This is a genomic window from Streptomyces sp. NPDC087215, from assembly GCF_044744885.1.
GTDB lineage: Bacteria > Actinomycetota > Actinomycetes > Streptomycetales > Streptomycetaceae > Streptomyces.
The window spans coordinates 572,248-586,819 of record NZ_JBIUZD010000001.1 but is presented as its reverse complement, the minus strand read 5'-3'; the positions used below and the strand labels follow the sequence as shown (position 1 = coordinate 586,819).

The 14,572-nt window shown below is 73.9% G+C and carries 13 protein-coding genes; 6 read left to right on the top strand and 7 right to left on the bottom strand.

Features of this window, described 5'->3' with window-relative positions; genetic code table 11:
* Positions 1-99: 99 nt before the first annotated feature.
* Together ACIO92_RS02480 and ACIO92_RS02475 are read right to left on the bottom strand one after the other, a co-directional pair.
* Positions 100-954 (bottom strand): sterol desaturase family protein, encoded by an 855-nt coding sequence (locus ACIO92_RS02480; protein ID WP_402281171.1) that lies wholly within the window; start codon positions 952-954, stop codon positions 100-102.
* Positions 955-1,643: 689 nt separating this feature from the next.
* Positions 1,644-2,285, bottom strand: coding sequence for a CatB-related O-acetyltransferase (locus ACIO92_RS02475; protein ID WP_366445076.1), 642 nt, complete (start codon positions 2,283-2,285; stop codon positions 1,644-1,646).
* Between the two features lie 316 nt (positions 2,286-2,601).
* On the opposite strand from ACIO92_RS02475, the gene ACIO92_RS02470 reads away from it, so the two are divergent.
* Positions 2,602-3,663, top strand: a complete 1,062-nt coding sequence (locus tag ACIO92_RS02470) for an NAD-dependent epimerase/dehydratase family protein (protein ID WP_402056220.1) — start codon at positions 2,602-2,604, stop codon at positions 3,661-3,663.
* Positions 3,664-3,704: 41 nt separating this feature from the next.
* On the opposite strand, the gene ACIO92_RS02465 is transcribed toward ACIO92_RS02470, so the two are convergent.
* The gene (locus tag ACIO92_RS02465) at positions 3,705-4,817 is read right to left on the bottom strand and encodes a HAMP domain-containing sensor histidine kinase (RefSeq protein ID WP_366445078.1); all 1,113 of its coding nucleotides are present in this window, start codon (positions 4,815-4,817) and stop codon (positions 3,705-3,707) included.
* Positions 4,814-5,542: a response regulator transcription factor gene (locus ACIO92_RS02460; protein ID WP_402281174.1), complete on the bottom strand. Its 729-nt coding sequence runs from the start codon at positions 5,540-5,542 to the stop codon at positions 4,814-4,816. Before ACIO92_RS02460 ends, ACIO92_RS02465 begins: the two co-directional genes overlap by 4 nt.
* A gap of 133 nt (positions 5,543-5,675) precedes the next feature.
* Between ACIO92_RS02460 and ACIO92_RS02455 the strand changes: the two genes are divergently transcribed.
* Genes ACIO92_RS02455 through ACIO92_RS02445 form a run of 3 tightly spaced genes read left to right on the top strand, consistent with a single transcriptional unit; the run spans position 5,676 to position 7,653 of the window.
* The gene (locus tag ACIO92_RS02455; RefSeq protein WP_366445117.1) at positions 5,676-6,356 is read left to right on the top strand and encodes a glycosyltransferase family 2 protein; all 681 of its coding nucleotides are present in this window, start codon (positions 5,676-5,678) and stop codon (positions 6,354-6,356) included.
* Positions 6,353-6,991: a DUF2064 domain-containing protein gene (locus tag ACIO92_RS02450; protein ID WP_366445080.1), complete on the top strand. Its 639-nt coding sequence runs from the start codon at positions 6,353-6,355 to the stop codon at positions 6,989-6,991. Before ACIO92_RS02455 ends, ACIO92_RS02450 begins: the two co-directional genes overlap by 4 nt.
* Positions 6,988-7,653, top strand: coding sequence for a methyltransferase domain-containing protein (locus ACIO92_RS02445; RefSeq protein WP_366445081.1), 666 nt, complete (start codon positions 6,988-6,990; stop codon positions 7,651-7,653). The genes ACIO92_RS02450 and ACIO92_RS02445 overlap by 4 nt, the downstream gene beginning before the upstream one ends.
* Before the next feature lie 173 nt (positions 7,654-7,826).
* On the opposite strand, the gene ACIO92_RS02440 is transcribed toward ACIO92_RS02445, so the two are convergent.
* The gene (locus tag ACIO92_RS02440; protein ID WP_366445082.1) at positions 7,827-8,282 is read right to left on the bottom strand and encodes a hypothetical protein; all 456 of its coding nucleotides are present in this window, start codon (positions 8,280-8,282) and stop codon (positions 7,827-7,829) included.
* On the bottom strand, positions 8,279-9,448 hold the full coding sequence (locus ACIO92_RS02435) for a molybdopterin-dependent oxidoreductase (RefSeq protein WP_366445083.1): 1,170 nt from the start codon (positions 9,446-9,448) through the stop codon (positions 8,279-8,281). The genes ACIO92_RS02440 and ACIO92_RS02435 overlap by 4 nt, the downstream gene beginning before the upstream one ends.
* Positions 9,449-9,561: 113 nt before the next feature.
* On the opposite strand from ACIO92_RS02435, the gene ACIO92_RS02430 reads away from it, so the two are divergent.
* Together ACIO92_RS02430 and ACIO92_RS02425 are read left to right on the top strand one after the other, a co-directional pair.
* The gene (locus tag ACIO92_RS02430) at positions 9,562-10,986 is read left to right on the top strand and encodes a glycosyltransferase 87 family protein (RefSeq protein ID WP_402596683.1); all 1,425 of its coding nucleotides are present in this window, start codon (positions 9,562-9,564) and stop codon (positions 10,984-10,986) included.
* 114 nt (positions 10,987-11,100) lie between these two features.
* The gene (locus tag ACIO92_RS02425) at positions 11,101-11,949 is read left to right on the top strand and encodes an S-methyl-5'-thioadenosine phosphorylase (protein WP_402281179.1); all 849 of its coding nucleotides are present in this window, start codon (positions 11,101-11,103) and stop codon (positions 11,947-11,949) included.
* Between the two features lie 207 nt (positions 11,950-12,156).
* Here ACIO92_RS02425 and ACIO92_RS02420 read toward each other — a convergent pair whose 3' ends face one another.
* Positions 12,157-14,520: a glycosyl hydrolase family 18 protein gene (locus tag ACIO92_RS02420; RefSeq protein ID WP_402281181.1), complete on the bottom strand. Its 2,364-nt coding sequence runs from the start codon at positions 14,518-14,520 to the stop codon at positions 12,157-12,159.
* Between the last annotated feature and the right edge of the window lie 52 nt (positions 14,521-14,572).

Here is a 14,572-nt window from a genome sequence, read left to right as displayed (position 1 = left end):
GCCGCGAAACAGGCGCGCGCGAGGGGAGTGACGCGCGCCGCACGAACGTGAGCGGGGAGGGAAACGGAGCGGTGGAAGAGGTACGGGGAACGGGCCCGGTCACCCGGTGGAACGGCGCCAGGGGTGGACGAGCGTGGTGAGGATGCGGCCGGTGGCCGGGAAGGCGCGGGGGTCGGTCAGGCCGACCGCCGCCGGCTCACGGCCGGGGCGCCAGGTGAACGTGTGGAAGGCCCTGTCCCACAGGGCCAGGTCGGAGCTGTAGTGACCGGCTTCGGACAGATCGGTGCTGTGGTGGAGCCGGTGCTGTTCCGGGCCGGCGAGGACGTGGTTGAAGGGTCCGAGCCGCACGCGGATGTTGGCGTGGACGAAGTACCCCTGGGCGACGACGAAGAGCCCCACGGCGAAGACCGCGCGCTCGGAGAAGCCGACCAGCGCGAGGGAGAGCTGGACGAACCCCTGTGAGATGACGACGTCGGCGACGTGGTTGACGCCGTTGTTGGCGACGTTGACCTTGCTCGGCACGTGATGCACGCCGTGCAGCCGCCACAGCCAGGAATAGGTGTGTCCTGCCCGGTGCACCGCGTAGCTCGCGAGGGAGCCGATCAGGAGCGCCAGCGGGATCTCGGCCCACAGGGGGAGCAGCGGACGCGGATTGGCCAACGCGCCGACGCCGAGGAGGACGAGGCTCTGCCCGAGCGTCCCGCCGGTGGCGGTGAGGACGTAGTACACGCCGTAGTACCCCCACTCCCGCCGGTCCGGACGCCAGGAGGCGTCGTACGGGATCAGGAGCTCCAGCAGCACGAGAAAGCCGAGCACCGCGAACTGGAACAGGAAGGTGGCCATGCCCGGTTCCCATCCGCGCCACTGGGTGAGGGCGAAGACGGTGACGACGGCGAGCAGCAGGACGGGCTGGACGGCCACGGTCAGTGCCTCTCGCGTCGGTAACCAGGGCATGGCACGCCTCACTCACAAGGGACGACGGGTCGGATGAGAGCGCTTTCGGCGCGACGGGGGCCTAGGCGTCAATCACAGTATGGAGTCTGTGGACTACGGACAGCAACAGATCCACCCCCGGCGCGCGGTGTGGCGGGCGCCGGTTCAGTGCTCCCCGCGCGCCCCCTGTTCACCACCGGAGATCATCTCAACCCGGCATGTTTTGCGTGATGTTGACGGGTGGGCGTGGGGAATCGATTCCTCACGGCCGGACGGGAGTGGCCGGAGCGGCCGCTGTGAGGGGTGTGTGCCGTGTGCGTGCTCGTCAGGGGCGACGTCACGGCCGGGTGGACGGCCGATGGATGTGGTGCGGTCGCCCAGAGGCCCTTGGGGCCGCTCCGGGGTGATGTGGTGCCGGTCGTGGGGTGTGCCGCGGGGTGTTTCCCGGCGACGGAGGGGCTTGTGGGAACGCTCCGGCGGTCGCCGGGATGATCATCTGCTCGACTCGTGCGGCGGGTTCGGCGCTCCTGGGCGGTGTTGACGCCGTCCAGGGCGCGATCCGGGGGCAGTTGGAACGCTCGGTGGCTCCGGAGCCGAGAGGGACTCGGGCGGCCCGTGCCGTACTGGCGTGATGAGTGGCGCCTCGGCGCGTCACGCGTGCGGGGAGACGGTGGTGCCGAGCACCGGATCCGCCCTCGACCGGCGGCGCGTCACGCGTGCGGGGAGGCGGCCTCCAAGGCGGCGACGGTGCCTGACATGATCGTTCGGATGTGGTCGGTGATGTGTGTGGCGGGCCAGTCCCACCAGGCCACCGCGAGCAGCCGGGCGACGTCCTCCTCGTCGTACCGGACGCGGATGAGCCGGGCGGGGTTGCCGCCGACGATTCCGTAGTCGGGGACGTCCCCGGTCACCACGGAGCCGGAGCCGATGATCGCTCCGTGGCCGATGCGCACGCCGGGCAGCACGGTGACACCGTGTCCGAACCAGACGTCGTTGCCGACGACGGTGTCACCTCGGGAGGGCAGGCCGGTCAGCAGGTCGAAGTGGTCCGACCACGAACCGCCCATGGTCGGGAAGGGGAAGGTGGACGGGCCGTCCATCCGGTGGTTGGCCCCGTTCATGAGGAAGCGCACCCCCGTGCCCAGCGCGCAGAACCTGCCGATGACCAGCTTCTCCGGCCCGTAGTGGTAGAGCACGTTGCGCGTCTCGAACGCGGTCGGATCGTCCGGGTCGTCGTAGTAGGAGTACTCCCCGACCTCGATCAGCGGGGACTTCACCAGCGGTCTGAGCAGCACCACGCGCGGCTGTCCGGGCATCGGGTGGAGGATCGTCGGGTCGGCGGGCACGGGCATGGGGAGCGTCTCCTCGTCGGGTCGTGGTCCGGTCCCGGTCCATGATCGCGGCACCGCGCCGCCGGGAACACCGGGTTTCCTTGGGCGTGGCGATCGCCGGGGTGGACGTTCCCCGCCCTCCCGCCCTCCTGCCCTCCTGCCCTCCCACCGTTCCAGGTCCGCTGTCCTGTCCTGTCCTGTCCTGTCCTGGCCGGGTGCGGGTGCGGGTGCCGGTGGGGCCCGCTCTGCCCCGCGGGCCGTCCGGGTGGATGACGGAAGTCTTACGGACCGGCGCGCTCCGGCCCGGGGGCCGGTGCGGGTCCGTAGCGTCCTGGTCATGCGCGTACTCGTCACCGGTGGAGCCGGGTTCATCGGCTCCCACATCGTCACCGCCCTGCTGCGGGCCCGCCATGAGCCCGTCGTCCTCGACGCGCTGCTGCCCCGGGTGCATCCGGTCGCACCGGACCCTCCCGCCGCGGAGTTCGTCCGGGCGGACGTGCGGGACCCGTCGGCCGTACGCGCCGCGCTGACCGGGGTCGACGCGGTCTGCCACCAGGCCGCCATGGTCGGCCTCGGACAGGACTTCGCCGACACCCCGGAGTACGTGAGCTGCAACGACCTGGGCACCGCCGTCCTCCTCGCGGCCATGGCGGAGACCGGTGTGCGGCGGCTCGTCCTCGCGGGCTCGATGGTGGTGTACGGGGAAGGGCGGTACGAGTGCCCCCGGCACGGTCTCGTCCGGCCGGACCCGCGCAGGCCGGAGGACCTCGCCGCGGGCCGCTTCGAACCCCGCTGCGGGCGGTGCGGATCGGAGCTGCTTCCCGGTCTGGTGGCGGAGGACGCCCCGGCGGACCCCCGGAACGTGTACGCCGCGACGAAGCTCGCCCAGGAACACCTGGCGGCGGCCTGGGCAAGGACCGTGGCGGGGACGGCGGTGTCGCTGCGCTACCACAACGTGTACGGCCCCGGGATGCCCCGGGACACCCCGTACGCGGGCGTGGCCTCCTTCTTCCGTTCGGCGCTGGCCCGGGGCGAGGCGCCCCGGGTCTTCGAGGACGGCCGTCAGCGCCGGGACTTCGTGCACGTACGGGACGTGGCCCGCGCCAACGTACGCGCCCTGGAAGCCCTCTCGGAGCCGCCGACCGGCGGCCTCGTCCCGTACAACGCGGGCAGTGGCGAGCCACGGACCATCGGTGAGGCGGCGGAGGCCCTGGCCGTCGCGTACGGCGGCCCGGCGCCGGTGGTGACCGGGGAGTTCCGGCTCGGCGACGTCCGGCACATCACCGCGGACTCCGCCCGGCTGCGGCGGGACCTGGGCTGGCGGCCGGAGGTCGGCTTCGCCGAGGGGATGGCGGAGTTCGCCCGGGTAGGACAGCGGGCCCCGGCCGCCGCCGGATAGCGCCGTACGGCCCGCACGGCGGGCGGGGGTTCCGGTGGACCTCAGCCCGTCGCGGCGGGCAGGGTCACCTCGAAGCGGCAGCCCCCGGCCACGTTCCGCACCTCGGCGCGACCCGCATGGGCCTCGACGATGCCCCGGACGATGGCGAGTCCGAGGCCCGCCCCCGCCGGTGGGGTGCGGGCCTCGGTGCCGCGCCACCCGGTGTCGAAGACGCGGGGGAGGTCCTCGTCGGGGATGCCGCCGCAGCCGTCGGTGACGGACACGACGACGGCTCCGTCCCTGCGCTCGGCCGCCACCGCGACGGTGCCGTCCGCCGGGGTGTGGCGGATCGCGTTGACCAGGAGGTTCGCCAGGACCCGGGTCATCTCCTTGCAGTCCACCTCGACGGGGACGGCCTCGACCCCGGCCCCCACGAGCCGCACCCCGTGCTCGCGGGCGAGCGGATCGGCCCCGCTCAGGGCGTCGCCGACCAGGTCGTACACGGAGACCCGGCTGGGCACGAGGGCCAACGCGCCCGCGTGGATGCGGGACAGTTCGAAGAGGTCGGTCACCATGGCGGTGAGCCGGTCCACCTCGGTCCGGATCTGCCGGTGGTAGCGGACCGGGTCGGCGGCCACCCCGTCCTCCAGGGCCTCCGCCATCGCCCGCAGCCCGGCGAGCGGGGTGCGCAGGTCGTGGGAGATCCAGGCGACCAGCTCCCGGCGTGAGGTCTCCAGGGCGCGTTCGCGCTGCCGGGAGGCGTCGAGCCGGGCGCTGGTGAGGGCCAGTTCACGGCTGAGCGCGGCGAGTTCGGCGGTACCGGCCGCCCGGGGCGCGGAGAACCGGCCGTCGGCGCCGAACTCCCGCGCCGCCCGGGTCAGGGCGTGGCTGCGGGCCACCACCCAGCGGCCGAGGACCAGCGCGGTGCCGAGGGAGACGAGCGCCGCCATGGCCACGACGACGGTCACCACCCACAGGTCGTGCGGCGAGAGGAACATCGCCCGCGCGACGGCGAGGGTACCGGCCAGCATCGCCAGGACCGTGACGGCGGCGACCACCGTGAGGGAGACCGCGACGGAGCGGTGCCGCACGAGGCGCAGGACGAGGGCCCCCATGGCTCCGGCGCAGACGGCCCCGCCGAGGGCGAAGACCGCGATGAGCAGGACGTCCTTCACTCCGCGTCCTCCTCGGGCCCCGGCTCGAAGCGATAGCCGACGCCCCAGACGGTCTGGATGGAACGGGGCCGCGCCGGATCGTCCTCGATCTTGGCGCGCAGCCTGCGGACATGGACGGTGACGGTGGAGAGGTCCCCGAAGTCCCAGCCCCACACGTGCCGCATCAGCTCCTCACGACTGTGCGCCGCCCCCGGACGGGCGAGGAAGTACGCGAGGAGGTCGAACTCGCGCAGGGTCAGGGACAGCTCGGCGCCCTTCCGGGTGGCCCTGCGGCCCGCCGGGTCCACGGCGAGCGCCCCGGCGCGCAGCACCGCACGCTGCGGGGCGGCGCCCGTGGACCCGGCCCGCCGCAGCACCGACCCGACCCGCAGGACCAGCTCCCGGGGGCTGAAAGGCTTGGTGACGTAGTCGTCGGCCCCGGTCTCCAGGCCGGTGATCCGGTCCTCCTCGTCGCCCCGGGCGGTCAGCATGATCACCGGCACGGGCCCGGACTCCCGCAGTCGGCGGCACACCTCGAAACCGTCCAGACCGGGCAGCATCAGATCGAGGACGACGAGGTCGGGCGGTCTCCGGGCCGCGCGCCGCAGAGCCTCGGGCCCGTCCGCCGCGTGCTCGACGGCGCATCCCGCCCGCCGCAGATAGCCGGTGACCACCTCGGCCACCGTCGGGTCGTCGTCCACCACCAGGATCCGGGCCGGAGTCCCCGGACCGCCGTGCTCGTTCATGACGCCAGCCTGGCACCCGCCGGGCCCCGGCGGCCACGCCCAGCCGGGGGTACGCGGGACGACGTCCGCGTTTCGTAAGGAGTGGAAGGGCCCCGAAGGGCCCCGCGGTTCCTACGGTGAGCGTGTGACACCCATGAGCGTAGATGTCGTCCTTCCCTGTCTCGACGAGGCCGAGGCCCTGCCCTGGGTCCTCGCCCGCGTCCCCGCCGGATGGCGGCCGATCGTCGTCGACAACGGCTCCACCGACGGCTCGGCCGCCCTCGCGGCCGAGCTCGGGGCCACCGTCGTCCACGAGTCCCGGCGCGGCTTCGGCGCCGCCTGCCACGCCGGGCTGCTCGCGTCCGACGCCGAGTTCGTCTGCTTCTGCGACTGCGACGCCTCCCTCGACCCCGGGCTGCTGCCCGGCATGGTCGGCACGGTCGCGGAGGGTGCGGCGGACCTCGTCCTCGGACGGCGCAGGCCCACCGCGCGGGGCGCCTGGCCCGCCCACGCCCGCACGGGGAACCTCGCCCTGTCCTGGCTGCTGCGCCGCCGCACCGGGCTGCGGCTGCGCGACCTCGGGCCCCTGCGGGCCGCCCGGCGCGAGGCGCTCCTCGGCCTCGGGCTCTCCGACCGGCGCAGCGGCTACCCGCTCCAGATGGTCGTCAGGGCCGCCGACGCGGGCTGGAAGGTGCGCGAGGTCGACGTGCCCTACGCGCCCCGGGCGGGCCGTTCCAAGGTCACCGGGACCTGGAAGGGCACCTGGCAGGCCGTGCACGACATGCGGCGGGTGCTCGACGAGCCGGTGGCGGCGGCGGGCGGGGGCCGGGCGTGACCGCCCTCCTCGTCATCGCGAAGCAGCCGCTGCCGGGCCGGGTCAAGACCCGGCTCACGCCCCCGTTCACCCCGGACGAGGCCGCGGCCCTCGCGGAGGCGGCCCTCGCCGACACGCTCGCCGCCGTCGCCGCCGTCCCCGCGACCCGTCACGTCCTCGTCCTCGACGGGCGCCCCGGACCGTGGCTGCCGCCCGGTTTCACCGTCGTCCCCCAGACGACGGGCGGCCTCGACGTCCGGCTCGCCGCCGCGTTCGGCGCCTGCGCGGGACCCGCCTTCCTCGTCGGCATGGACACCCCGCAGATCACCCCGGCGCTGCTGTGCCGCGCCCTGGAATGGGAGGAGCACGACGCCTGGTTCGGCCCGGCGGCGGACGGGGGCTTCTGGGGTCTCGGGCTCGCCGCGCCCGACCCCGGACTCCTGCTCGGCGTCCCGATGTCCCGGCCGGACACCGGAGCCGCCCAGTACGTGCGGCTGCGCGCGGCGGGACTCAGGACCGGCGTCCTGCCCGTCCTGCGGGACGTGGACACCGCGCAGGACGCGCGGCGGGTCGCCGCCGAGGCGCCCGGTACGCGCTTCGCGGCCCGCCACGCCGAACTGGCGCCCCGCCCGGAGTCGGCGGGAGCGCTCGCGTGACCGCGACGACGACCTGGCGGGCCGACGCGTACACCGAGGCCCTGCGGACCGGGCGGGGCCCCCTCTTCCTGCGCAGGGACGACGGCTGGCTCCTGCCCCTGGAGGTCGAGCGGTGGTGCGAGGCACCGGACGCCGCCGACCGGTCCGTCCTGGACCGCTGCCACGGCACGGTCCTGGACATCGGCTGCGGCCCGGGGCGGCTCGTCGCCGCCCTCGCGGCCGAGGGCCGCCGCGCACTGGGCATCGACATCAGCCCGGAGGCCGTGACCCGTACGGAACTGCTCGGCGGCACGGCCCTGTGCCGGTCGGTCTTCGACCCGCTGCCCGCCGAGGGCCGCTGGGACACCGTGCTGCTGATCGACGGCAACGCCGGGATCGGCGGCGACCCGGCCGCGCTGCTGTGCCGACTGCGGCGGGTCACCTCCCGCACCGGTCTCGTCCTCGCCGAATGCGCCCCGGTGGACGTCGACGAACGCTGCGAGGTACGGGTGGACGACGGCCGCGGCGGCCTCGGCACCCCGTTCCCCTGGGCCCGGGTGGGCGTCCGGGCCCTGTCCGCCCTCGCGGCCGGGGCGGGCTGGTCGGTGTCCGAGACCTGGACGGTGACCGGTCGGCCCTTCCTCGCCCTCGCGCCCCAGCCGTGTGCGGCCGGGTCCCGCTGAGCCCGGCCCGACCCGGGTGGACCGTGGCCCGCCGAGCGGGCCTGAACGGGGCGTGGCCGTGCCCTGCTGGCCCTGGGCCCTCGGCCCAGGGCCGCGTCGGCGTGGCCGGGCACCGCTGGACCCGGCCTTCGTCCGAGCCTTCCGCCGCCGCCGTGCCGCGCTCGGCTCGCGCCTCAGCCGTCCGCCGTCCGCTCGGTCCGGGCCCCGGCCTCCACCACGGGTGAACCGCGCCCGGCCCCGCCCCGTCGGCGCCGCACCAGCATCGTCACACCCGTCACCACGGCCACACAGGCGAGCACGATCAGGAGGTTGCGCCCGTACGGAAGGGGGAGCACCGACGGATTGGGCGCGGGGCGCGGGGCGAGCAGCGCCGGGAGGGTCACGAGGACCACGGCACCCGCGACGACCAGCGCCCCGCGCACCAGGCCGCGCCCGGCGCGCCCGGCGAGCAGCAGGCCCACGGCGAGGACCACGGGGGCGATGATCCCGTCGTGCAGGACCAGCGCTCCGGCCAGCCACACCAGCACACCCACCGGATCCGGCCGGTCCGCCACCAGCCACCCGCCGAGACCGATCAGACCGAGCCCGAGCCCGCCGAGCACGTACCGCGCCGCCTTCGTCCCGCTCACAGCACCTCCAGCCGGTGGACCCACTTGGTCTGCAGGACCCCGGGCCGGTTCGGGGCGATGATCCTGGCCGGGAACCCGTGGTCGAGGGAGAGCCGCCGCCCGTTGAGCCCCAGCGCCAGGAGGGTCAGCGGATCCTCGGCGTACTCCGTGCCCATCTCCATCACCCGGTAGGACCCGGCGACCTCCAGGGACGTCACCCTGAGGCCGCTCACCCCCGGCCGTCCGCCCGCCCGCTCGATCAGCTCGCGGACCCGCACCCCGGTCCACTCGGCCTCGACGCTCCAGCCCTCCACGCAGGCGATGGGCAGCCGCACCCGGGTCTGCGGCAGCGCCGACAGCCCGTCGAGGCTCAGGCGGTACGGACGCGGGCCGACGACATCGAGACGCCACCCTCCCAGCGCCCCCGCCGACACCCCGGCAGCCGCCGCCGTCCGGTTCACCGGCAGCCCCTGCGGCCCGTGGTCGGGATGCCGGGGCGCGAGCAGATCCAGGGACTTCAGCGGAGTGAGGGACTGGCCGACCGTCGTCACCGTCACCACCCCCGCCGCCGCGGCCGTCCCCAGGAGCAGCGAGCGCCGGTCGCGGACGTCCTCGGCGGGCAGCGCGAGCGTCCCGGGCGACAGGCGCCGCCAATGGGCCCTGATCTCCGGCGCCTTGACCGCGATGTGCAGCAGGATCGAGCCTGCCACGACCCACGCCACCGCGAAGTGCACCGGGACGAAGGAGAACGGCCACGGATACCACTGGACGATGTTCAGCAGACCGGTGAGCACCTCGAACAGCGCGCCGGAGACCAGGACCGCGACGGACAGCCGTTCCAGGGCGTGGCGCACGGACCGGACCGGCGGCCAGGTGAACAGTCGCGGATAGACCGTCCACAGCTTGACCAGCAGCAGCACGATCGCCACGAGACCGGTGGCGACGTGCAGCCCCTGCGTCAGCCGGTAGCCCCACACCGGCCGCGCGGGCAGCCGGTCGGCGAGCCAGTCGGGCGGATGCTGGAGGTAGTGGCTGACGAGACCGGTCAGGAAGCAGACCGCGAACGCGGCCCCGAGCCAGCGGCCGACGGCCGTCGCCGTGCGCGCGTCGTGCAGACGGCCGCTGAACTCGGGCGGCCGGAGCGCACCCGCCGGGGGACGGAGCCGTCCGGGCATACGAGGTGTCATGCCGTCCATGACACCCGTACGGACGGCCGAACGGGCTCCGCGACACCTTACGAAACCCGAACGCCACGACGGGTCGCCCCGACACCGGCCCCGTCCGCTGTCAGGCTGCGCCCATGCCCCGCACCCGTCCCGTGCTCCTCGCCCCGCACCTCGCCGTGCCCTTCGCCGTGCTCCTCCTCGCCTCGCTGGCCGCCGCCCTCGTCGTGCTGCCGCGTGGCGGCGCGGACGGCGGCGTCCTCCTGGCCGGGTACGCGGGATGCTGGGCGCTGTACGCGGTCGCCGTGACCGTCCTGCGCCGGGTGCCCGCCCGCGCGGTCGTCCCCCTGGTCCTGGCCGGAGCGGTCGCGGTCACCCTCACCGGTCTCGCCGCCGCTCCCCGTACCAGTACGGACTCCTTCCGCTACGCCTGGGACGGCAGGGTGCAGGCCGCCGGAACCTCGCCGTACGACCACGCCCCCGCCGATCCGGAGCTCGCGGGACTCCGCGACCGCTGGCTCTTCCCCGAGGGCGGCGCCTGCGCGTCCGGAAAGGACCTCGTACCGCTCGCCGACGGCGGCTGCACCCGCATCAACCGGCCCGCCGTGCACACCGTCTACCCCCCGGCCGCCGAAGGCTGGTTCCTGCTGGTCCACGGACTGTCACCCGGGGACGTCCGGCACAAGGCGCTCCAGACGGGCGGCGCCCTGCTCGCCCTCGCCGTGACCGGACTGCTGGTCCTCGTCACACGGGGGCGCGGCGACCCGTGGCGGGCGGCGCTCTGGGCCTGGTGCCCCGCCGTACCGGTCGAGGCCGTCAACAACGCCCATGCCGACGTCCTCGGCGTCCTGTTCTCGGTCGCCGCCCTCATCGTCGTCGCCCGCCGCCGCGTCACCGGAGGCGTCCTGCTCGGCCTCGCGATCGGCGCGAAGATGCTGCCCGCGGTCCTGCTCCCGGGCGCCCTCTCGGGGGCGCGCCGCCCGAGCGCGGTCCTGCGGGTCCTGGGGCCCGCCGTCGTCACGGTCGGCGCGCTCTACCTCCCGTACGTCCTTCTCTCACGGGGCTCGGTCCTCGGCTATCTCGGCGGCTACGCCCAGGAGGAGGGGTACGACGACGCCTCGGCGGGCGGGCGGTACCTGCTGCTGCGGCTCTTCCTGCCCGACGCGTGGGCACTGCCGGCGGTCGCCCTCGCCATGACGGCGGTGGCGCTCACGGTCTGGTGGCGCGGTGACCCCGAACGTCCTTGGCGGGGAGCCCTGTTGACGACGGGCGTCGCCTTCCTCCTCATGACTCCCGGCTACTCCTGGTACGCGCTCCTCCTGGTGGCCCTCGTCGCCCTGGACGGACGCTGGGAGTGGCTGGGCGTGGCCCTCGCCGGAGCGGTCGCGTATCTGGTGGGCGGTGACGCGGCGACGGCGGCGTACGGAACGGCCGCGCTGGTGGTCCTCGGTGCGGCCCGGGTGCGGTCGCGCGGCCGGAACCGTACCCGGCCGCGCGCCCCCGGGGGCGATACGGAAACGGGCCTTCCGGCGCCGCCGCTGGAAGTCCCGCGCAAGCGGTGAGACGTCACCCCACCCCTGGCATCGCCCTTCCGGCGTTCTGTCGTTGTCCATCGAGTACGAGACGAGGGCGGCCGTGCGTACGACGGCCGCCGAGTGAGACGGAGGCCCCGCGCCATGCAGGAGCGAGACGAGCGACGCGACCGGTCCGGGGGAGGCGGCCCCCGCCCGTCGGCCGACATCGGGATCATCGGGGGCAGCGGCTTCTACGAACTGCTGGAGCCGTGGTGGCGCGGCGAGATCCCCACCCCCTACGGCCCGCCGTCCGACGCCGTGACCGTCTGTGTGGTCGAGGGCCGCCGGGTGGCCTTCCTCCCGAGGCACGGGGCCGACCACGGCGTGCCCGCGCACCGCGTCAACTACCGCGCGAACCTCTGGGCGTTGCGGTCGATGGGCGTCCGGCAGGTCCTCGCGCCCTGCGCCGTCGGGTCGCTGCGCGGCGACCTCGCCCCCGGCCGTGTGGTGGTCCCGGACCAGCTCGTCGACCGTACGGCGGGGCGGGTGCAGACGTACTACGACACCGGTGCGGTGCACGTCTCCTTCGCCGATCCGTACTGCGAGCGGGGTCGGGCCGCCGTCTTCAAGGCGGCGAGCGAGCGGGGGGAGGACGTCCACGACGGCGGGGTGATGGTCGTCGTGGAGGGCCCCCGCTTCTCGACCCGGGCCGAATCGCGGTGGTTCGCCGAGGCGGGCTGGTCGTTGGTCAACATGACGGGCCATCCCGAGGCCGTGCTCGCGCGGGAACTCGCCCTCTGTTACACCTCGGTGGCCCTGGTGACCGACTACGACGCCGGGGTCGAGCGCGGGGGCGGCGTCTCGCAGGAGGAGGTGTTCCGCGCCTTCTCCGAGAACGCCGAACGCCTGAAGGGCCTCGTGCTCGAAACCGCCCGCGCCCTGGAGACCACGCGGGACTGCGCGTGCGCCGCCGCGCTGGACGGGATGGAACTGCCGTTCAGACTGCCGTGACCCGCACGCACGGGAGCGCTGGGTGAATCGTTCCGGGCGGGCTGCTCAGGGCTGCTCAGGGCTGCTTCAGAGACTGCGCGGGGCTTATCGGCGCTTGTCAGGGCTTGTCAGGGCTTGTTCGGGTCTATGCGGGCGGGGGCGGGCGGGCGGTCTGGTGACCGTCCGCCCACCCCCTGTGGGCGAGTCGGGCCGTGTCTCGGTGCCTCGCTACTTCAGACCGTTGTCCAGCGCGGTCATCAGCTGCCCGTTCGGGGTGTCGCCCGACATCTCCCAGACGAAGCCGCCCAGCAGACCCTTGGACTTGATCCAGGCGGTCTTCTTCCCGATCGACCAGGCGTCGTCGAAGGACCACCACTGGCCGCCCGGCCCGGTGTAGCCGTACGTCGACACCGACTGCTCGTCGTGGCGGACGACCATGTTCGGGAAGCTGGTGATCAGGTTGTTGTAGCCCCTGACACCGGCTTCGGTGTCGAACTGGCCGGGTGCGGCGCCGGTCGCGCTCTGCCACTCGCCGTTGACACCGCCGTCTGCGACGCCCTGCCAGCCGCGCCCGTAGAACGGGAAGCCCACGTTGAGCTTGCGCGGGCTCACCCCGGCGTCGAGGTAGATCTTGATGGCGTTCTCGACGCTGAAGTGGAACGGGTACGGGTCCTGGGTGTCCGTGTAGAGGTTGGAGCCGTGGCCGACGCGGTTCGGCTCCCAGGAGTTGTCGCTGCCCGCGCCGTGGAAGTCGTACCCCTGCACGTTGGCGAAGTCGAGGGATTCGAAGATGCGGCTGATGTCCCAACCCGCCTGGATCTTCGCCGGGTCGGCCGGAGTGAACGCGGTCAGCAGCTTGTGCTCGCCGCCGAGCGCGTCGAGCTGCCTGCGGAACTCCGCGAGCAGCGCGGTCAGGTTGTCCTTGTCCTGCGGGCCGTAGTGGTTGCCCGGGTGGCCCTCGGAGCCCGGCCACTCCCAGTCGATGTCGATGCCGTCGAAGATTCCGGCCCCGGTGCCCGGTCCGCCCGCGCCGTTGTAGACGGGCAGATCACCCTTGATCCACACGTCGACACAGGACTTGACGAACTTCTCCCGTGACTGCGGGGTGGCGGCGGCGTCCGAGAAGAACTTGGAGTACGTCCAGCCGCCGAGCGACACCACGACCTTCAGTTTCGGGTACTTGGCCTTGAGCTTCTTCAACTGGTTGAAGTTTCCGCGCAGTTTGCCCCAGCCGTCGTCGGCGACGCCGTCCACGGACTGCGCGGCGGACATCGGGCGGGCGTAGTCGGCGTCCGCGTCACCGGCGCCGGTGCCCTCGTCCGGGTCCTGCGGGTTGCCGGAGACGCCCTTGGTGACCCCCGCCTGGCAGGTGAGGTTCTTCGGGTCGATGTTCTCGAACGAGTAGTTGATGACGTCGAGTTTGGCCGCGGAGCCGGAGGTGTCGAGGTTCTTCACGAAGTACTGGCGTCCGTAGATGCCCCACTGCGCGTAGTAGCCGACCTTGAGCTGTCTGCCCGCGCCCGCCACGTCGTCGGTGGTGACGGTCAGGGCGTTGGAGGCGGCGGACCGGTTGTCGGCGGTGTCCCGTGCCTTGACGGTGAAGCCGTACGGGGTGGCGGGGGAGAGCCCCTCCACGGTGGCGGCCAGGGTGTCGGCGCCCACCGACTTGACGAGTACGGCGCCCCGGTAGACGTCGTAGGCGGCCACGGCGACGTTGTCGGTGGACCTGTCCCAGGCCAGGCCGACGGTGGAGGCGGTCCTGCCGGTGGAGCGGAGGTTGCCCGGTGCGGTGGGCGGTGTCGGGTCGGTCGCCGGGTCGACGGTCCGCAGGGACAGTGCCGCACTGGCCGGTCCGGTGTTGCCCCGGACGTCCTTGGCTCGGACGGTGAAGGTGTAGGCGGTGGCCGGGGTGAGACCGGTGACGACCGCGGAGGTGCCGGTCACGGTGGCGACGGTGGCCGAGCCGTTGAGCACCTCGTAGGCGGCCACGGGGTGGTCGCCGCCACCGGAGGCGGTCCAGCTCAGCGCGACCGTGCTGGCGGTGACCGCGGTGGCCCTCGGCGCCCCGGGGGCGGTCGGCGGGACGTCGGGGCTCCCGTCGCACTTGTCGCCGTTGACCGTGCAGCCGGTCGGGGCGCCGGGGGTGCCGGACGCGGTGAACCAGTAGCTGTACGGCTCTGTGGTGCCGCCCGCCGGGACGTTGGCGTTGTAGTAGGCGTTCTTGACGGTCACATGGCGGCCGGAGACGGTCGCGTCGCCGTTGTAGTTGCCGGACAGGGTCACCCCGGCGGGCAGGTCGAACTCCAGGGTCCAGCCGCTGACCGGGGCCGTACCGGTGTTGCGGACGATGAACGTCCCCTTCCACCAGGAGCCGTTGTCCTGGGTGCTGAAGGACGCGGTGAGGGTGCCGGCCGCCTGGGCGGGCGCCGCGAGGGCGGTGAGCCCGGCGAGCGGCAGCAGCAGGGCGGTGCCGAGGACGGCGAGACGCCGCCGCAGCCTTCGTCGTGGGGCGCCGGAGCCGGGCGGACGTGCCGCCGTCCGGGCGCCGGGCAGTGCTCTGTCTCCGGGAAGTGGTCTGCGCCAGTGGAACATGGTTCTCCCTGTGGTGGTGGGGTGGTACAGGGGTGAGATGAACCGTGCGCGT